This window comes from Streptomyces sp. BK340, assembly GCF_007827595.1.
Lineage (GTDB): Bacteria > Actinomycetota > Actinomycetes > Streptomycetales > Streptomycetaceae > Streptomyces.
On record NZ_VISR01000022.1, the window covers coordinates 169,315 to 186,803 of the forward strand.

The 17,489-nt window shown below is 72.7% G+C and carries 19 protein-coding genes and 1 pseudogene; 6 read left to right on the top strand and 14 right to left on the bottom strand.

Features of this window, described 5'->3' with window-relative positions; translation table 11 throughout:
- Nucleotide 1 precedes the first annotated feature (1 nt).
- Both hemQ and FB157_RS49720 read left to right on the top strand, forming a co-directional pair.
- Entirely contained in the window at nucleotides 2-733 is a 732-nt protein-coding gene (gene hemQ / locus FB157_RS32090; RefSeq protein WP_145884165.1) for a hydrogen peroxide-dependent heme synthase, read from the top strand.
- A gap of 45 nt (nucleotides 734-778) precedes the next feature.
- On the top strand, nucleotides 779-862 hold the full coding sequence (locus FB157_RS49720; protein WP_398947572.1) for a hypothetical protein: 84 nt from the start codon (nucleotides 779-781) through the stop codon (nucleotides 860-862).
- Between the two features lie 17 nt (nucleotides 863-879).
- Here the strand turns inward: FB157_RS49720 and FB157_RS32095 are convergent.
- The 7 genes and pseudogenes from FB157_RS32095 to FB157_RS32125 form a co-directional block, all read right to left on the bottom strand.
- Nucleotides 880-2,364 (bottom strand): annotated as a pseudogene (locus FB157_RS32095) (alpha/beta hydrolase); the annotation flags it as partial.
- Between the two features lie 150 nt (nucleotides 2,365-2,514).
- The gene (locus FB157_RS32100; RefSeq protein ID WP_145884167.1) at nucleotides 2,515-3,300 is read right to left on the bottom strand and encodes a TIGR04222 domain-containing membrane protein; all 786 of its coding nucleotides are present in this window, start codon (nucleotides 3,298-3,300) and stop codon (nucleotides 2,515-2,517) included.
- Nucleotides 3,301-3,396: 96 nt separating this feature from the next.
- On the bottom strand, nucleotides 3,397-4,164 hold the full coding sequence (locus tag FB157_RS32105) for a DUF4142 domain-containing protein (RefSeq protein ID WP_145884168.1): 768 nt from the start codon (nucleotides 4,162-4,164) through the stop codon (nucleotides 3,397-3,399).
- A 147-nt stretch (nucleotides 4,165-4,311) separates the two neighbouring features.
- Complete coding sequence (locus FB157_RS32110) at nucleotides 4,312-5,622, bottom strand: DUF692 domain-containing protein (RefSeq protein WP_145884169.1); 1,311 nt, start codon at nucleotides 5,620-5,622, stop codon at nucleotides 4,312-4,314.
- A gap of 104 nt (nucleotides 5,623-5,726) precedes the next feature.
- Entirely contained in the window at nucleotides 5,727-6,335 is a 609-nt protein-coding gene (locus FB157_RS32115) for a TIGR03086 family metal-binding protein (RefSeq protein WP_145884170.1), read from the bottom strand.
- Nucleotides 6,336-6,437: 102 nt separating this feature from the next.
- Complete coding sequence (locus FB157_RS32120) at nucleotides 6,438-7,076, bottom strand: TetR/AcrR family transcriptional regulator (protein WP_145884171.1); 639 nt, start codon at nucleotides 7,074-7,076, stop codon at nucleotides 6,438-6,440.
- A gap of 8 nt (nucleotides 7,077-7,084) precedes the next feature.
- Complete coding sequence (locus FB157_RS32125) at nucleotides 7,085-7,801, bottom strand: peptidyl-tRNA hydrolase (protein WP_261386673.1); 717 nt, start codon at nucleotides 7,799-7,801, stop codon at nucleotides 7,085-7,087.
- Nucleotides 7,802-7,931: 130 nt separating this feature from the next.
- Here FB157_RS32125 and FB157_RS32130 point away from each other — a divergent pair, with 130 nt between their 5' ends.
- Both FB157_RS32130 and FB157_RS32135 read left to right on the top strand, forming a co-directional pair.
- Complete coding sequence (locus tag FB157_RS32130; RefSeq protein WP_145884173.1) at nucleotides 7,932-8,810, top strand: ATP-binding cassette domain-containing protein; 879 nt, start codon at nucleotides 7,932-7,934, stop codon at nucleotides 8,808-8,810.
- Entirely contained in the window at nucleotides 8,807-9,478 is a 672-nt protein-coding gene (locus FB157_RS32135) for an ABC transporter (RefSeq protein ID WP_145884174.1), read from the top strand. Before FB157_RS32130 ends, FB157_RS32135 begins: the two co-directional genes overlap by 4 nt.
- 97 nt (nucleotides 9,479-9,575) lie before the next feature.
- Here FB157_RS32135 and FB157_RS32140 read toward each other — a convergent pair whose 3' ends face one another.
- From FB157_RS32140 to zapE, 7 genes are all read right to left on the bottom strand, one after another.
- Nucleotides 9,576-10,424 (bottom strand): polysaccharide deacetylase family protein, encoded by an 849-nt coding sequence (locus FB157_RS32140; RefSeq protein ID WP_145884175.1) that lies wholly within the window; start codon nucleotides 10,422-10,424, stop codon nucleotides 9,576-9,578.
- Between the two features lie 97 nt (nucleotides 10,425-10,521).
- Complete coding sequence (locus tag FB157_RS32145; protein WP_222440990.1) at nucleotides 10,522-11,070, bottom strand: YbhB/YbcL family Raf kinase inhibitor-like protein; 549 nt, start codon at nucleotides 11,068-11,070, stop codon at nucleotides 10,522-10,524.
- A gap of 10 nt (nucleotides 11,071-11,080) precedes the next feature.
- Entirely contained in the window at nucleotides 11,081-11,935 is an 855-nt protein-coding gene (locus FB157_RS32150) for a slipin family protein (protein ID WP_145884176.1), read from the bottom strand.
- 142 nt (nucleotides 11,936-12,077) lie between these two features.
- Nucleotides 12,078-13,574 (bottom strand): SulP family inorganic anion transporter, encoded by a 1,497-nt coding sequence (locus FB157_RS32155; protein ID WP_145884177.1) that lies wholly within the window; start codon nucleotides 13,572-13,574, stop codon nucleotides 12,078-12,080.
- 8 nt (nucleotides 13,575-13,582) lie between these two features.
- Nucleotides 13,583-14,161, bottom strand: a complete 579-nt coding sequence (locus FB157_RS32160) for a carbonic anhydrase (RefSeq protein WP_145884178.1) — start codon at nucleotides 14,159-14,161, stop codon at nucleotides 13,583-13,585.
- A gap of 74 nt (nucleotides 14,162-14,235) precedes the next feature.
- A complete protein-coding gene (locus FB157_RS32165) occupies nucleotides 14,236-14,631 on the bottom strand; it encodes a hypothetical protein (RefSeq protein ID WP_145884179.1) in 396 nt (131 codons plus the stop codon).
- Nucleotides 14,632-14,796: 165 nt separating this feature from the next.
- Nucleotides 14,797-15,900, bottom strand: coding sequence for a cell division protein ZapE (gene zapE, locus FB157_RS32170; protein WP_145884180.1), 1,104 nt, complete (start codon nucleotides 15,898-15,900; stop codon nucleotides 14,797-14,799).
- A gap of 37 nt (nucleotides 15,901-15,937) precedes the next feature.
- On the opposite strand from zapE, the gene FB157_RS32175 reads away from it, so the two are divergent.
- Complete coding sequence (locus FB157_RS32175) at nucleotides 15,938-16,801, top strand: pyrimidine reductase family protein (RefSeq protein WP_145884181.1); 864 nt, start codon at nucleotides 15,938-15,940, stop codon at nucleotides 16,799-16,801.
- A gap of 126 nt (nucleotides 16,802-16,927) precedes the next feature.
- Nucleotides 16,928-17,401 carry an indole-3-glycerol phosphate synthase gene (locus tag FB157_RS32180; RefSeq protein ID WP_145884182.1) on the top strand — a complete coding sequence of 158 codons (474 nt, stop codon included), beginning with the start codon at nucleotides 16,928-16,930 and terminating at the stop codon, nucleotides 17,399-17,401.
- The last annotated feature ends 88 nt before the right edge of the window (nucleotides 17,402-17,489 follow it).

Below are 17,489 nucleotides of genomic sequence, written 5' to 3' on the forward strand. Positions count from 1 at the left end.
CATGAGTGACGACGCCCCCACCACCGAGTCCGGCAGGGTCCCGAACAAGGGCAAGCTGGCCAAGGACCTCAACGAGGTCATCCGCTACACCCTCTGGTCGGTCTTCAAGCTGAAGGAGGTCCTGCCGGAGGACCGCGCGGGTTACGCCGACGAGGTCCAGGAGCTGTTCGACCAGCTCGCCGCCAAGGACGTGACGATCCGCGGCACCTACGACGTCTCCGGCCTGCGTGCCGACGCGGACCTCATGATCTGGTGGCACGCCGAGACCAGCGACCAGCTGCAGGAGGCGTACAACCTCTTCCGCCGCACCAGGCTGGGCCGCCACCTGGAGCCGGTCTGGTCGAACATGGCGCTGCACCGCCCCGCCGAGTTCAACCGCTCGCACATCCCGGCGTTCCTCGCCGACGAGACGCCCCGCAACTACGTGAGCGTCTACCCGTTCGTGCGCTCCTACGACTGGTACCTGCTGCCGGACGAGGACCGCCGCCGCATGCTCGCCGACCACGGCAAGATGGCCCGCGGCTACCCGGACGTGCGCGCCAACACGGTCGCCTCGTTCTCGCTCGGCGACTACGAGTGGGTGCTCGCCTTCGAGGCAGACGAGCTGTACCGCATCGTCGACCTCATGCGTCACCTGCGCGCCTCGGAGGCCCGCATGCACGTCCGCGAAGAGGTTCCGTTCTTCACGGGGCGCCGCAAGTCCGTGGCCGACCTGGTCGCCGGGCTCGCCTAGGCGGCCTTGCCCTTCAGGGAGTCCCGCAGGGACTTCCTGGGGGCGTTGTCCGCCGGCGCCTCGGGCTGCGGCTCCGGGCGCGGCGCGCACGCCGTGTGCCGCCCCGGGAGCCGGCCCTCCAGCAGGTAGGCGTCCAGGTGCGCGTTGACGCACCGGTTCGGGCCGCCCCCGATCCCGTGCGTGCCCGCGTCCCGTTCGGTCACCAGCACCGAGCCGGCCAGCCGCCGGTTCATCTCCAGCGCCCCCGCGTACGGCGTGGCCGCGTCCCGCTCGGCCGCCAGGATCAGCACCTGCGGCACCTCACCGGGTCCGGTGCGCACGTCCAGCGGCTGCTGCCGGGGTGCAGGCCAGTAGGCGCACGGCAGGTTCATCCACGCGTTGTCCCAGGTCTCGAACGGCGCCACGCGCGCGAGCCGTGTGTTGTCCCGGTCCCACACCTTCCAGTCCGTCGGCCAGGACGCGTCGTTGCACTCGACGGCCGTGTACACCGCGCTGCCGTTCTCGGCCTCGGCGGCCGTCTCCGGGCTCGGCGCCGCCAGCCGGACCAGCGGCTTCGCATCGCCCTTCAGATACGCCGACAGCGCGGCGGCCCGGCTCGGCCAGTAGTCGTCGTAGTACCCGGCGCCGAGGAACACGTTCTGCAGCTGCCCCGGCCCGACCTTCCCGTCCGCGGCCTTCGCGGCCAGCCGCCCGCGCGCGGTGTCGTAACTGCGCTGCACCTTCGCCGCCGTGTCGCCGAGCCGGTAGACGTCGTCGTGCCGGGCGGCCCACTCGCGGAAGTCGGTCCAGCGGTCCTCGAACGCGGCCGACTGGTCGAGGTTGTCGCGGTACCAGACCTTCGCCGGGTCCGGGTCCACCGCCGAGTCCAGCACCATCCGCCGTAGGTGCGAGGGGAACAGCGTCGCGTACACCGCGCCGATGTAGGTGCCGTACGACGCTCCCATGAAGGTCAGCCGGTCCTCGTCCAGCGCCGCCCGCAGGACGTCCAGGTCACGGGCGTTGTTGAGCGAGTTGTAGAACCGCAGCCTGCCGCCCGACCGCCCGCCGCAGCCGCGCGCGTAGGCCTTCGCCTGGTCGATGCGCTGCCGCTTGTACTGCTCGGAGGGGTGGGTCGGCGACTGGGTGGGTCCCTTGAAGAAGTGCTTGGGATCCACGCACGACAGCGGTGCCGAACGGTCCACCCCGCGCGGGGCGTAGCCGACCAGGTCGTAGGCGGCGGCGATCCGCTTCCACTCGGGGAACGTGCCGATCATCGGGAAGTACATGCCGGACGCGCCGGGACCGCCCGGGTTGTAGACGAGGGCGCCCTGCCGGGGCACCTTCCGCTTGCTGTTGTGCGGGTCCTTGTGGGTGGCGCGCACCCGGCTGACGGTCAGCTCGATCTGCTCGCCGTAGGGGTGGGCGTAGTCCAGCGGAACGCTCACCGTGCCGCACTGCAGGCCGGCCGGCGCGTGCATCTCGGCGGCGCACTTGGCGAAGTCGACCCCGGCCGTACGGGCGCGCGCGGCGGCCACCGCGGCCCCGTGCAGCTCCGCCGCGCCGGGAACGGCCGGGGCGCCGCCCGCCGGGGCCGCGGCCAGGGTGGTCAGGAGCAAGGAACCGGCGGCCGAGTACAGGGCGGCTGCTCTCATCGCGTATCCCTTTCCGTGCGCGGCGGCGATGGCACGGCTGCCACGGCCCCGGCGACGACAGAAGGGATGTTTCGTTCGGTCGCCGGTGAAGGCAAGCACCGCCCGGCGGGTGTCGCGGTCAATGCCCCCGATGCGCCCCCGGGTCCGGCCTCACTCCCGCCAGGGCTGGTCGCGGTGGGTGAAGGCCGCGCGCAGTCCGGGTTCGCCGATCGCGCGGACACCGCGTACGGCGACGGAGGTGAGGAAGGAACGCTCGTCGCCGTCACCGGCCGAACGCCGGGGCAGCGCACCCAGCAGCCGCTGTCCGGCGGGGGAGGCCCAGCGCGAGTACGGATGCACCTCGACCCGGGCGATGGCCAGACAGCTGAGGGTGAGGATGAGCGGCAGCGCGAACCACAGGGCGACGAGGAGGCGCGGCATGCCGGTCTGACCGGGCATCAGCAGCGCGGTCAGACCCAGCGCGGACACGACCAGTGCGGCGCCGCGCACCTGGCGCACTCCCGCCGCCACGGTCGTACGCGCGCCGTCGGGCACCGCGAGTCCCGCGCGCACCAGACCGTCGGCGAGCCGGAGTACGGCCTCCGCACCGGCGGCGGCGGCGCGCACCGGCGCGATCCGGGCCTGCCCCTCGGGCCCTATCGCCCCTATCACGGACTGCTCCATCTCGTCGTGGCCCCGCGGGTCCACGACCGTGGCCCACCCGGTGTGCGCGAGCAGCAGCCGCCGCTGCCGGGCCATGGACACCATGGTCACGTCGGCGACGCGTGCCGGGCCGCCGGACAGGAACGCCGCCTCGTACAGCGTCAGGGCATGCCCGTGGTCCGCGGCGGTGCGGTCCGTGTCGACAGCCACGGCGCGAACGGCGGCCAGGCACAGCCGGGTGCACGTGATACCGGCGAACGCCCAGGCCAGGAGCAGCAGAAGGACCCAGAACATGACGTGTTTCTATGCCAGGGGCCTGGGAAACGCCATGCCTTGTTCACCATCCGGACCGAGTGTTGCAGGTCTGTGACGTTCCGTTTTTCCCGCAGGTCAGGGGCTGTTCGTCGGGGGCGGCCCGACGGCGGCGGGCGGCAGGGAGTAGGTCGCCGACGGCGAGGGCGCCACCGGCACCGCGGAGGCGGGGTCGACCGCGGGGGGAGTGGGCACGGGGGAGGCGGACGCCGCGAGGTCCCGGGCGAGCGCCGAGAAGTCGACGTACCCGGTCGCCTCCAGGATCTTGATGTGGTCCAGCACGGTCGCGTTGGCGTCGTCGGCCAGGTCGCGGACCAGGGTGTTCTGGGTGCCGGCGCGGACCTGGGCGACCAGGGAGAAGACCCGGCCGTGGGCGAGGCGCAGGATGCTCGTGAACTTGCGGTCGAAGTCCTGGCCCTGCGCCGAGTTCAGGGTCACGAGCCACTGCCTCTGCTGCTCGTTGGGCTCGTCGGGCAGGGGGATGCCGAGCTGGGTGGCGACGGTGCGGTCGTGCGCGTCGAGGGAGGTGTGGCCGTTGACCAGGTGCTGTCCGGCGTCGCGTACGGCCTGTGTGGTCCCCTTCCGCTCCGCCATCTGTCCGGCGGGCAGCTCCCACAGGCCCGCGAGCCGGACCTTGGTGACGAGGTCCCGGTCCTGCGCGGACAGCGGGCCGTACGGGGTCGTCACGGTCTGTGTGCTGAGTGTGTTCGCGTCGGTCGTGCCCGATCGGTCGGCGTAGGACCAGACCGGAAAGAGCAGCGCCGCGGTGGTCGCCGCCAGGCCCGTGATGATGAGTCCTGTGCCGCTGAATATGCCTCGGCCCTTGATGGGGGGTCGCGGTCGCATGGTGCCTCCTGCTCCGCGCCCCGGGGGTTCGTGCGGCGGGGGCGGGCTTGGCATATTACTTCGGCGTCCGGGGTGACCTTGCACCGCGCCGTCGAGCAGCGGCCCGCGGGCCGGTTCCGGGTGCGTTCCGGCTGGTCGCGCCGCTGTTCAACGTCTCCGCAGCAGTACCTTCGCCCGCGCCGACAGCCCCGGCGGCCGCGGCGTCGGACCCGACCGGTCCAGCCACCACTCGCGCAGCCGGCGCCGTGCCCTCGCATCCTCGGGGCGCCCGACTTTCAGCAGATGCTCCGCGAAGTCCAGCGCATCCCGCCGGTACCCCCCGCTCATCGGCCGCACCCGCGCGTACGCGAGGAACGCCACCCGGTATCCCTCCCCGAGCAGCACAGGCAGCTCGGGTGCCACCTTGGCCACGACATCCGCCCGCTTCGCCGCGAGCGCCCGCGCCTGCACCCCCATCCGCACCCGGTCGAACCCCTCCGGCACCGGCGTCCCGGCCACCAGCGAGGACAGCACCGCGGCCTGCGCGACACCGAGCCGCTGCCGGGCCTCGGGCGGGGCCAGGACGGCGACGCCCCCGCCCGGCTTCGCCGTACCACCGGCCGGCGCGGTCGCCCGGCCTGCCGTCATGGCTCCCCGGCCGGCCGTCACGGCCCCCCGGACCGCCCCCAACTCCCGCTCCAGCTCGGCCGGATCGGGGAAGTTCTCGTCCCGCTCCAGCAGCACCCCGGGCGGTGCGACCCGGGACGCGAGGTCGGTCAGGATGTCGAGCACCGGACGCGGCACGGGGTGCGCGTGGCTGTCGTGCCAGACGCCGTCGCGCTCGAAGCCGCCCGCGACATGGACGTAGGCGATGGCCTCCAGGGGCAGCGCGGCGAGCGCCTCGGCCGGGTCCTCGCCCCGGTTGACGTGGTTGGTGTGCAGGTTGGCCACATCGATGAGCAGCCGCACCCCGGTCCGCTCGACCAGCTCGGCCAGGAACTGCCCCTCGGTCATCTCCTCGCCCGGCCAGGAGAACAGCGCGGCGATGTTCTCCAGGGCGAGCGGCACCGGCAGCGCGTCCTGTGCGATCCGCACGTTCTCGCAGAGCACGTCGAGCGCGTCCCGGGTGCGCGGCACGGGCAGCAGATGGCCCGCCTCCAGGTGCGGGGAGGCAGTGAGCGCGCCGCCCGCCCGCACGAACGCGATGTGCTCGGTGACCAGCGGCGCGCCGAGCGCCTCCACCCGCTCGGCCAGCGCCGTCAGCCGGCCCTCGTCGGGCCGGTCCGCACCGCCGAGGCCCAGGGAGACGCCGTGCGGTATCACGGTCACCCCGCGCTCGCGCAGCCCGAGCAGCGAGTCCGGGAGGTGTCCGGGGCAGACGTTCTCCGCCACGACCTCCACCCAGTCGATGCCCGGCATGCGCTCCACGGCGTCCGCGATCTCCGGCCGCCAGCCGATTCCCGTCCCCAGTCGCCGCACCGCTCCACCCCCTCCTTCTCCGAGTGACGGGGGTATGGCCCCGGCGCCCGGCCCCCAACCCCCGGGCCCGTGCCTTCAGAGCAACATTTGAGGTTCGCCGCTCGTCACCCCCGCACCGGCCACTCCTGCGGGGCCCGGCCCAGCAGGCGCAACGCCTCCTCCAGGGGCCCGGACCCGGCCGGCACCTCCAGCGCAGGGGCGAAGGCGAACCCCGGTCCGCGCCGGGCAGGGTCGCCGGGCACGCGCCGCGCCACGGCGAGCGCGGCGTCGAGCACATGGTCCGGCAGTTCCAGGCGGGCGCCGAGGGCGGCGGCGACATCCCAGGCATGCACCACGTAGTCGACGAAGTGGAAACTGACGGCCCGGCCGCCCGGGACGGGCCCGCCCAGCTCCGGCAGAGCGAACTCGCGCTCGGCCGCGCCCGGTTCGGCGAAGGCCGCGAGTACGGCGGTGGCGGCCACCCGGTGCGCCCCGGCGGGGTCCCGCATGTCCTCCGGCTCCCGCCAGTGCGCAGCCTCGTGCCCCGCACCCCGCGCGGCCGCCGCGAAGCCGAGGTGCTGCGCGGTCATGTGTGCCACGAGCCGCCGCAGGCTCCACCCCGCGCACGGGGTGTCCCGCTCCCAGTCCGACTCCTCCGCCAGTCCCACCATCCGCACGGCCTCGTGCACGGCGATGCGGTCGAGTTCCACGATGTCGCTCTCGGTGACGGTCATGCGGGCGAGCATAAAACTGTGCGAACGGTCGTGCTAGTTTTTTTGATCGGCGCCCCGCCGCACTTCTCAGCGCCCCGCCGCAGTCCTCAACGACTCGTCCCCTCAAGGGGCTTCGGGAACCGGGACCTCTCCCGCCGCCGTGTCCCGCAACCGCCGTGCGATGCCCGCCCGGGCTCTGCGGTAGGCGGTCTCCTCGGCGTGCAGTACGGACAGGGCGTTCGCCGTCTCCAGCAACGCCACCAGCTCGAAGGCCAGTTGGGCGACGTCCGTGTCGGCGCGCAGCTCACCCGCGGTGCGGGCCTCCTTGATCGTGCGCTCCACATGGGCCGACCAGTCGCGCTGCGCGCGGACCGCCGCGTCGTGCAGCGGGCCCGTCCGGGCGTCGAACTCGGCCATGACGCCGTAGAAGAAGCAGCCGCCCGGGAACACCCGGCCCCGCGAGTACTCCAGCCACAACTCACACAGCTGCCACACCCGTCCGATGCCGGCCGGCACCTCGCCCGCGGGCCGGATCACCCGCTCGGTGAAGATCCGGGCCGCCTCCCGCACGGTGGCCAGCTGCAGTTCCTGCTTGGAGCCGAAGAGCGCGAACACCCCGCTCTTGCTCAGCTCCAGCTCGGTGGCCAGCCGGCCGACGGTCAGTGCCTCCAGCCCCTCGACCGAGGCGATCTCCACGGTCCGGCGCAGCACCAGCTGCCGGGTCCGGTTGCCCCGTTCGACGCGCCCGTCGAGGCGAGTCACCGGCGCCCCTACCGCAGCGCGGGGTGGTCGGCGACCACCGTGCAGGAGCCCGGCGCGATCTCGGTGAAGCCGGCGTCGCGCACCAACGGCAGCCCGCTGCCGGTCAGCCGGCCCCACTCGGCGGGCTCGGCGATGCGGACGGCCAGCGGGAATCCGGCCTCCCGCCACGCGGTCCGCTCCTCGTCGGACAGCGCCCACCAGGCCAGCTGGGCACCGTGCCCCGCCTGGGCCATCGCCTTCCCGGCCGACATCTCGAGTTCCGGGTTCAGCCACAGCACCGGCACGCCGTGACCGGCTGGGACGGGCGGCTCCGGATCGTCCAGCTCGGTCCCCGACACCTGCAGCTTCGCCAGGTCCTTCGGCCAGCCGTCCAGCGGAACCGGCGGGAAGACCCGCACCTCGGCGGACTTGCCCTGCACCGTGATCCCGGGCAGCGCCTCGGCCCGGCGCCACTCCGATCCCCGGGCCCGCCGTACGACCTTCCGGATCCGCGCGTCCTCCCAGTCCCGCACGGTACCGGCCCACTCGCCGTCCCCGACGGCCCGCTCGTCGCTCAGCAGCAGAAGCACCGCCCGAGCGGCCGTCTCCAGCGCATCGGTACGGGCGGGAGGAGCACTGCGCTCGATGCGGACGACAAGAGGCAGCACGTACTGCCGTGCCTCGTCACGAGGGTTGGGCTCGGTCTGGAAGGGACTGTCACTCGAGGGCGCGGGAACATGGCTCACACCAGCCAACCTTAAGGGGCGCGGGACCGTGCGGTTCTTGCGGCTCCGACGTGCGGGCGCGACCGGCACGGACGTCTCGAAGACCGGACCCAGGATCAGCCCCTGCGGCGGGACCGGACAAAATCTCCCCATGCAACATGACCTACGACTGACCGCCGTAGGCCGCCGCTACGGCATCCGCGGCCCCTGGGTGTTAAGAGACATCCACCTCACGCTCACCCCCGGAACCCTGACCCGCATCGAAGGAGCGAACGGCACCGGAAAATCAACCCTTCTTCGCGTCATCGCCCGCCTGGACGCCCCGACCGAAGGCCGCGTCACCGGGCGCCCGCGCACGGCCTACGTCCCCGAGCGCTTCCCCTCGGCCCTGCCCTTCACCGCGTCCGGCTACCTGACCCACCTCGGCACCATCCACGGCCTCTCCCGGAGGACCGCCGCTGACGCCGCACACAGCTGGCTGGAGCGGTTCGGCGCCGCCGCCTACGCGGGTACGCCCATGTCACGCCTCTCCAAGGGCAGCAGCCAGAAGGTCGCCGTGGCGCAGGCCCTCCTCGCCGACCCGGAGCTGATGGTCCTGGACGAGGCGTGGACCGGGCTGGACACGGCCGCGCGCGCCGAGCTCGAGCGGGCGGTCGCCGAGCGGACCGCGGCCGGGGGTGCCGTCGTCTTCGTGGATCACGACCCGCGCCGCCTGGCCGGAGTGCCCGACGCGACGTACACCGTCGTGGACGGCGGCATCAAGCCCGGTGCGGACGGCCGGAGTTCGCCGCCTGCCGGGCCGCTCACCCGCGTCACCGTGCAGGGACCGCCGGGGGTGCAGCTGGCGCCCGACACGGTGCGGACGGTCACCTCGGCGCAGGAGACGGCCCCCGGCGTCCACCGCCTCGCCGTCCCCGCCTCCCATTCGGACGTTCTCCTGCGCGCCCTGCTGACGGCCCGCCCGCCCTGGCACGTGGTGAGCGTCGAGCCGGACGGCGCCACCCCACTCGAACCCGGAAGCCGCCCATGACCGCTCTCCTGCGTTACCAGGCCGACCTGCTGCTGCGCTCTCAGCGCTGGCTGCCGCCGGTGATCCTCTACGTCGCCTTCCTCGGGGTCGGCGTGCAGAGCGGTCAGCCGGTGCTCGACTCGCTCGGCTACGCGGCCGCCGGTCTGTTGCCGGTGGCCGCCTGGCTGGTGCGGATCTGTGTCACGGGCGAGCCGGACGCCGCCCGTGCCTGTGCCGCCGCGGCGCGCGGACCCGTCCGCGCCCACCTGGCCTGCCTGCTGACGGCGCTGTTCGCCTCGGCGGCGCTCGGGGTGCTGGCGACCCTGGTCATGACGCTGATCAGCGACCCGGTGAGCAACGGCCATCGGACCCGTGTCCCGCCACTGGAGGCCGGCCTGGCCGGGCTCCTGGCCGCCCTGGCCTGCGCCCTGCTGGGCAGTGCCGTCGGTGCGCTCACCAACCGGCCGGTGCTGCATTCCACCGGCCGCGCGGTGCCCGCGATGCTCCTGGCCGCGCTGCTGTCGGTGGTGGTCGCCGGCTCCCCGGCCCAGGCCGCGGTCAGCGGTCTGGTGACCGGTTCGCAGTCCGGCCGGATCCCGGTGCCGCTGCTGCCCCTGGCCGGGGCCGTCCTCGTCACCGCCGCGGCCTTCGCGGCGGCGTGCGCGCTCACCACCCGCCGCTCACCCTGAACAGGCGGTGCGCTGTGCCTCCTGCCACTCGCGGACGGGGCACAGCCTCCGTCGGCCGACGGCCCGCCGCGTCGCTCATGCCCTCGGCGCAGAACGGTCAGCGGTGGCCGTTCGTCTCGCCGATCAGCTCGGAGACCTTCACGAACCGGTAGCCCTGCTTGCGCAGCTTCGGTACGACCGTCCGGACGACCTGCTCGGTCGTCGGGGCGGCGCTGCGGGTGCAGTGCATGACGACCACCGACCCGGGCTTCACCCCGTCCAGCACCTGCCGGACGACCGCGTCGGCGTCCGTGGCGAACGCGTCACCGCTCACCACGTCCCACTGCACCGCGGTGACCCCGACCCCGCTGAGCGCGCGCAGCGCCTGACGGTCGTAACAGCCGCCGGGGAAGCGGAAGTACGGCAGCGGGTGGGGCACACCCGCCGCGCGGAAGGCCGCGTACGCCCGCTCGACGTCCTTGCGCATCCGGTCCGGCTCGACGGTCGGCAGGCCGTAGCAGTCGGCGGTGAAGGCGTAGTGGCTGTAGGAGTGGTTGGCCACCTCGAACTGCGGGTCCTGGCCGAGCGAACGGGCCTGCGCCGGGTACTGCTCGGCCCACCGGCCGGTCATGAAGATGGTCGCCGGCACCTTCAGCGTGCGCAGGGTGCCGATCAGGTCCGGGTTGTCGAAGTGCTCGCCGGAGGCGGCGCGGGGCCCCTGGTCGGCGGTCATGTCCGCGTCGAAGGTCAGTGCGACGGTCTTGCCCAGGCTGCGCGGGCCGTGCTCGAACACCGGGGTCTGACCGCCCGGACCCGGGGCGAGCACGGGCGGCCGCGAGGCGGACGGGGAGGCGGCCGGTTTGGCGTGGGCCGGCCGTGCGGGGCCGGGGGTGCCCGCGGTGCCGCAGGCGGCGAGGGCCGCGCCCAGGGTGCAGACGGCGGTGATACGGAGTGCTGATGCAATCACCGTACGAAAGTAGGACCGAATGCCCGGTTATGCGGTGATATGACATTCGACTCCGAGGTCACGCCGCCCGTACGGCGTACGTACGGCGTACGGGCGGCTAGCGGCCGTACCTTCCGGTCAGGGTGCCCGTCGCCAGGGTGTGGCCGGACAGGGCCCGGAGCAGGTCGGCGGGCGCGGCGTCGGGGGCGAGGTCCGGGCGGCGGTCGGTCGCGTACACCGTGAGGACGTAGTGGTGCGGGCTGTCGCCGCGGGGCGGGCAGGGGCCGCCGTAGCCCGTCTTCCCGAACCCGTTGCGGCCCTCCACCGCTCCCTGCGGGCGCTCGCCGGCCGTCAGGTGCGTGGTGCGCGGGCCGATGTCCCACACCAGCCAGTGCGTGAAGGTGCCGCGCGGGGCGTCGGGGTCCTGGAGCAGAAGGGCCATGGAGGCGGTCCGCGGGGGTACGCCGGTGACGGCGAGCGGGGGTGAGACGTTCTCGCCGTCGCAGGTGTAGCGGCTCGGGATCGTTGCGGCGTCGGCGTACGCGGGGCTCGTGACCGTGAGCCTCGGCGTGGTGGCGGGGGAGGGGGCCGAGGACGAGCCGCCCCCGTCCGCGCAACCCGGTACGACGGCCATCACGGCCACGGCGATCACCCAGCCTCTGCGCATGTCCGGCACGCTAGCCGGAGGGAGGGGCTCCGTCCGCGTGCGGCGCGAGCTCCTGCCGGCCCTTCTCCTCCCGCTGGCTCCTCTCCCCCTGTTGGCCTCTCTCCGGTTGCTGGCCTCTCTCCAGGAAGTGCAGCAGTTCCACCGGGATCGGCAGGACCAGCGTGGAGTTCTTCTCGGCCGCCACCGCCATCACCGTCTGCAGCAGCCGCAGCTGGAGCGCGGTCGGCGTGTCGGACATCTGCTGGGCGGCCTCGGCGAGTTTCTTGGAGGCCTGCAGTTCGGCGTCGGCGTTGATGATCCGGGCCCGGCGCTCCCGGTCGGCCTCGGCCTGGCGGGCCATGGACCGCTTCATCGCGTCCGGCAGGGACACGTCCTTGATCTCCACCCGGTCGACCTGGATGCCCCAGCCGACGGCCGGGCTGTCGATCATCAGCTCCAGGCCCTGGTTGAGCTTCTCCCGGTTGGACAGCAGGTCGTCCAGGTCGCTCTTGCCGATGATCGACCGCAGGGAGGTCTGCGCCATCTGGGAGACCGCGAACTTGTAGTCCTCGACCTTCACCAGCGCACTCACCGAGTCGACCACCCGGAAGTAGACGACCGCGTCCACGCGCACCGTGACGTTGTCGCGGGTGATGCCCTCCTGGGCCGGGATCGGCATGGTCACGATCTGCATGTTCACCTTGTGCAGCCGGTCCACGAACGGGATCACCAGGTTCAGACCCGGTTCGCGTACTTCACTCGTGACCCGCCCGAGCCGGAAGAGCACCCCCCGCTCGTACTGCTTGACGACACGTGCCGCCATCGCGAAGTACACGACCCCGACGGAACCCAGCGCCGCAAGCGCCCCCAGTAGATCCTGGAGCATGGTGACCTCCTCAGGGAGAGGCCTTGCTTTGTCCGCTGTTGTAACGATAGTTCCGGGCCGGTACGGAAGCCATGGGCGTACCGAAAGGCCCGGCCGGGGCGCCGAGGGGTGTCGGCGCCCCGGCCCGGGGCCGGCGGCCGGATCAGGCGACCGTGGCTCTGGCAGGCTCCTCGGGTGCGGTCACCTCCACCGGCTCGGTGCCCGACGCGCTGTGGCGCTCGGCCCAGTTCTCCAGGGCCGTGCGGCAGGCGTGGTCCAGGTGGTGCAGGCCGGACAGGTCGAGCCGGACGGGGCGGTCCTGGGGCAGTGACTCCAGGCTGTCGAGCATCTTCGGCAGCCGCAGGAAGGTCGCGTTGCCCGACAGGTACGCCTCGACGGGACCCGCGCCCTTGTCGACGATGTCCAGCCGGAGGTGCGAGGCTTCCCAGGCCGTCTTGACGATCGCCAGCGCGAGGCCGATGAGCACGCCCTCGAACATGCTGACCGCCACGATCGACACCGCGGTGACGGCCAGGATCAGCGCCTCGCCCCGGTGCCCGTGCCACAGCACGACCAGCGCCCGGACCGGCACCAGCTTGGCGCCGGAGTAGATCAGGATGCCCGCGAGGGCCGGGATCGGGATGTAGGCGAGCACGCCCGGCAGCAGCGCCGCGAACAGCAGCAGCCAGACGCCGTGCAGCACGCGGGACGCCTTGGTCCGGGCGCCCGCCTGCACGTTGGCCGCGCTGCGCACGATCACGGCGGTCATCGGCAGCGCGCCGAGCAGCCCGCACACCGCGTTGCCCGCGCCCTGGGCGATCAGCTCCTTGTCATACTTGGTGCGCGGACCGTCGTGCAACCGGTCCACGGCCGCCGCACTGAACAGCGACTCGGCGGACGCGATCAGCGTGAACGCGACGACCGTGCCGAGCACCCCGACACCGGCGAACTCGGTGAAGGCGTCGAGCGGCGGCGGCTGGACGGAGCCCAGCAGCCCCTTCACCTCGACGGTGGCCACCGGCAGGCTGAGCACCAGGGCGGCCAGTGTGGCGAGGCCGACCGCGGCGAGCGGACCGGGCACCGTGCGCACCTTGGCCGGTGCGTGCTTCCACAGCGCCAGCACCATGACGGTGCCGGCGCACAGGGCGAGCGAGGTGAGGGCCGGCCCCGCCCCGAGGGCGTCCAGGAACGCCCTCGGCAGCCCGGCCATCTTGCCCAGGCCCGAGTCGGGAGCCTTGGCCGCCATGGCCGGGTACAGCTGGCCGGCGATCAGGACCAGTCCGATGCCGGCCAGCATGCCCTCGACGACCGAGACCGAGATGGCCCGGAAGTACCGGCCCAGCTTCAGCGTGCCCATGAGCAGCTGCAGCACGCCGGTGGTGAGCACGATGGCGCCGAGCATCGGCAGCCCGAACTCCTTGACCGCCTCGAAGACGAGCACGGTCAGTCCGGCGGCCGGCCCGGACACCTGCAGGCTGCTGCCGCGCATCAGCCCGGTGACCAGGCCGCCCACGATGCCGGTGACCAGCCCGAGTTCGGCCGGCACTCCGGAGGCGACGGCCACGCCCACGCACAGCGGGAGCGCGACCAGGAACACGACGAGGGAGGCGGCGAAGTCCTGCCTCAGATGAGGGAAACGGGATATGAGAGGACTGTTCATCGGCGCGCTCACAGGGCTTCGAAGGTGTCGGACTGCGGGCGGTGCGTGCGTACGGCGCCGGTGTGCACCTCGTAGTACCAGGCGTGCAGGTCCAGCTGCCCCTGCGCCAGTTTCCGCTCGATGCACGGGTACGAGCGCAGCCGCAGCAGCTGCGTCAGGACATGGCTCTGGACACCCTCGGCGACCTCCGGGTCCTCGGCCGCGCCGGCCGGGCGCGGGGTGGCGTGCGCGAGCCAGTCGCGCACGGCGGGTACCGCGGTCAGGTCGTCGCCGCGCACCAGCGCGCCGACGGCGCCGCAGTGCGAGTGGCCGCAGACGACGATGTCGCGGACGCCGAGCACTTCCACGGCGTACTCGATGGTGGCGGCCTCGCCGCTGGGGTGCCGTGAGGTGTACGGCGGGACGATGTTGCCCGCGGTGCGCAGCTCGAAGAGCTCGCCGGGGCGGGCGCCCGTGATCAGGGCCGGGACGACCCGGGAATCGGAGCAGGTGATGAACAGGACCTGCGGTGACTGGCCTTCTGCGAGTTTGGCGAACTCCTCAGGGCGTTGTCCGAAGGTACGGGCGTTGTCGATGAGGGGCTGCATGTGTGTGGACTCCTCCTGGCGCGCCGCAGCGGCGCGTCGGGCTTGCACGGCGTTCGTGGGGGATGAGCCGTCGCTCAGCAGCGGAAGACCTGAAGAGCTGCCGGGGAGTGGGCTCTGGAGGATCTCGTGGTGCGGTGGTGCGGGGCACCGGACGTGCCCGGCGATCGTGGGGTCGCCGCCTGCCCGGCTATGAGCGGGTGTTCCTGCGCCCAGCCGGAGGCGGGGCCGCGCTGCCGGTCGCGCAGGTGGTGGCCCCCGCCGGGATCCTGGGTGCAGCCGCCGTCACGGAGTGCGATCGTGCTGTTGCGCACGGGATGCGAGGGGCGCACGGTTTCGGGTGCGGCTTTGGCCTTCGCATGGCTGAGCGTATGCGCGGATGCGAAGGTTCCCGTGGGTGCGAAGAACTGCAGGGCGAGCAGGGTGGTGGCGAGCAGGGCAAGCAGGGTCCGGGCTGTCGTACCTCGGAACACGCACCCTCCTCCCAGGAGTTCACACCTCTTCCACGCACCAAGCATTGGTCAATGGTTGGTCAAGAAACACGTTAACCCTGCAAAGTCCTTTGCAGGGTTAACTGGGCGTTACGAGTCCAAGAGAGCGTGAAAAGTGCCGGTCGGGTGGCGAGATCCGGCTCTTGACTACGAGTCGACGAGGCCCTTCGCGTCCCGGGCCAACGCGGTGAGCCGGGATATCGCGCGGAAGTACTTCTTGCGGTAACCGCCGTTCAGCATCTCCTCGCTGAACAGCTGGTCGAAGGGCAGGCCCGAGGCGAGCACCGGGACCTCGCGGTCGTACAGCCGGTCCGCCAGCACCACCAGCCGCAGCGCCGTCGACTGGTCCGGCACCGGCCGCACGTCGGTCAGGCACACCGCCTTCACCCCGTCGGTGAGGGCGCCGTACCGGCTCGGGTGCACCTTGGCCAGGTGCTCCAGCAGGTGCGGGAAGTCGTCCAGCGAGGCGCCCGCGGTGGCGTACGCCGCCTTGGTCACCTGCTCGTCCGAGTACGGCGCGGGAGCCTCGGGCAGGCCGCGGTGGCGGTAGTCCTCGCCGTCGATGCGCAGGGCGCGGAAGTGGGCGGACAGGCCCTGGATCTCGCGCAGGAAGTCGGCGGCGGCGAACCGGCCCTCGCCGAGCTTGCCGGGCAGTGTGTTGGAGGTGGCGGCGAGTGCCACGCCCGCCTCGACCAGCTTGCCGAGCAGCGTGGAGACGAGCACGGTGTCGCCCGGGTCGTCCAGCTCGAACTCGTCGATGCACAGCAGGCGGTGCCCGCTGAGCGTCTGCACGGTCTTCTGGAAGCCGAGCGCGCCGACCAGGTTGGTCAGCTCCACGAAGGTGCCGAACGCCTTGAGCGCGGGCTCGGCCGGGGTGGCGTGCCACAGGGAGGCGAGCAGGTGGGTCTTGCCGACGCCGTAGCCCCCGTCCAGGTAGACGCCGCGGGGGCCCGCCGGGGCCTTGGGCGCCTTGGCCCTGCCGAACCCGAAGAGGCCGCGCCGGCCGGCGCCGGAGGCGTGGGCGCCGCCGAGCCCGGCCGCGAAGCCGTCCAGCACCCCCACGGCCTCGGTCTGGCTGGGCTGGTTCGGGTCCGGGATGTACGTGGCGAAGCGCACCGAGTCGAAGCGCGGCGGCGGCACCATCTCGGCGACCAGCCGGTCCGCGGGGACGTGCGGCTCGCGGGTGCACAGAGAGAGGGGGCCCGCATCGGTCAGAGGGCTGGAACCGGGGGCGGTGGTGGAGGACGACACGGTTACCCATGCTAAGCGCCGTGTCACACTGCACGTCATGCGACGCCTGTTCCCTGTGACCTACGAAACAGCACCCCAGGCCTTCGGTGGGGGCCCGGAGAGGGAGGGGGCTGGCGGGGCGGCAGGGGCTCCCGTGCCGGGTGGGCCCGCCGGAGCCGACGCACTCGTGAACCGCGAGTGGAGCCTCGCCGAGCTGGCCGCCGCCTACGCGTATCCGGAGACGGGTTCCGGGGCCCGGCAGCCGTGGCTGCGGGCCAACATGGTCTCGACCCTCGACGGCGCCGCTCAGCACCAGGGGCACTCCCAGCCCATCTCCAGCGCGGCCGACATGCGCGTCTTCGGCACGCTCCGGGCGCTCGCGGACGTGATCGTGGTGGGTGCGGAAACGGTACGGCAGGAGGGGTACCGCCCGGCACGCGCGCGTGCGGAGTTCGCGGCGGCCCGGCAGGCCGCAGGACAGGGCCCCGCCGCGGCGATCGCGATCGTCACCGCCGGCCTCGACCTCGACTTCTCCCTGCCCCTGTTCACCTCGCCCCTGGTGCCCACCGTGATCCTCACCGGTGCCGCCGCGGCCCCGGACCGGGTCGCGGCCGCCGAGAAGGCCGGTGCCCGGGTGGTCGTCGCCGGGGAGGGCATGGGTGTCGACCCGGCCCGCGCGGTGCGCGCCCTCGCCGACCTCGGTCACACGCGCCAGCTCACCGAGGGCGGGCCCCGCCTGCTCGGCCAGCTGGTGGCCGCGGACGTGCTCGACGAGCTGTGCCTGACCGTGTCGCCGATGCTCAGCGCGGGGGACGCGCAGCGCATCGCCGGAGGGCCGTCCGTCACCGTCCCGCGCCGCTTCGGACTCGAGTCCCTGCTGGAGGAGGACGGATTCCTGTTCAGTCGTTACCGCCGGTCCTGAAAACGGCGGAATCTACCGTTCCGTTTAGCTTCGGACGGGCAGACTAGGTCCGGCACAACTCGTGCGACACGGGGCAGGATGGTTTCCGCAGGGCCATGCCGGGCCCACGGAGGGAAGAGGCGCCGCGTGTTCACAAGCGTTCTGATGATCGAGAAGGCACTGACGTCCGCCGACGTGGAGTTCGTCACCACCTTGCACGGAGACGAGCAGGTCTCCTTCCACGTGCTCCTGCAGCCGCGCGGCGACCAGGCGGACCGGCTGCTGCGGGCCATCGACGACATCGCGCTCGGCGAACTCGAGGAGGCCCGCCGCGAGGGCAGGACACCCGAGGGCGACGAGGCGCGGAGCGTCGGGCAGCAGGCTCTCGACGTGTCCCTCCAGGCCCTGCGGGCCGCCGGCGCCGAGGCCGTGGGGCGGCTGGTCGAGGACCATCCGCTGGATGCGCTGAAATCCCTGGTCGCCGAAGCCGGCGCGGACGAGGTCATCGTGCTGACCGACCCGCACTACGTGGAGGAGTTCTTCCACCGGGACTGGGCCTCCAGGGCCCGGCACAAGGTGGGGGTGCCGGTGCTGAAGCTGTTCTCGCACAGCAAGGCCTAGGTGTATTGATCACGAGCGTTGTTGACACTGGGTCTTGATCATGGCGAAGACCTCCGGTGTGGTGGAGCTGTCTAGGAACGCACCACAC

Bases quoted from the DNA above. Each gene is read 5' to 3' on its own strand.
- hemQ (WP_145884165.1), top strand. From the start codon at position 2: ATGAGTGACGACGCCCCCACCACCGAGTCCGGCAGGGTCCCGAACAAG.
- FB157_RS32100 (WP_145884167.1), bottom strand. From the start codon at position 3,300: ATGTTCTGGGTCCTTCTGCTGCTCCTGGCCTGGGCGTTCGCCGGTATC.
- FB157_RS32105 (WP_145884168.1), bottom strand. From the start codon at position 4,164: ATGCGACCGCGACCCCCCATCAAGGGCCGAGGCATATTCAGCGGCACA.
- FB157_RS32115 (WP_145884170.1), bottom strand. From the start codon at position 6,335: ATGACCGTCACCGAGAGCGACATCGTGGAACTCGACCGCATCGCCGTG.
- FB157_RS32130 (WP_145884173.1), top strand. From the start codon at position 7,932: ATGCAACATGACCTACGACTGACCGCCGTAGGCCGCCGCTACGGCATC.
- FB157_RS32135 (WP_145884174.1), top strand. From the start codon at position 8,807: ATGACCGCTCTCCTGCGTTACCAGGCCGACCTGCTGCTGCGCTCTCAG.
- FB157_RS32145 (WP_222440990.1), bottom strand. From the start codon at position 11,070: ATGCGCAGAGGCTGGGTGATCGCCGTGGCCGTGATGGCCGTCGTACCG.
- FB157_RS32150 (WP_145884176.1), bottom strand. From the start codon at position 11,935: ATGCTCCAGGATCTACTGGGGGCGCTTGCGGCGCTGGGTTCCGTCGGG.
- FB157_RS32155 (WP_145884177.1), bottom strand. From the start codon at position 13,574: ATGAACAGTCCTCTCATATCCCGTTTCCCTCATCTGAGGCAGGACTTC.
- FB157_RS32160 (WP_145884178.1), bottom strand. From the start codon at position 14,161: ATGCAGCCCCTCATCGACAACGCCCGTACCTTCGGACAACGCCCTGAG.
- FB157_RS32175 (WP_145884181.1), top strand. From the start codon at position 15,938: ATGCGACGCCTGTTCCCTGTGACCTACGAAACAGCACCCCAGGCCTTC.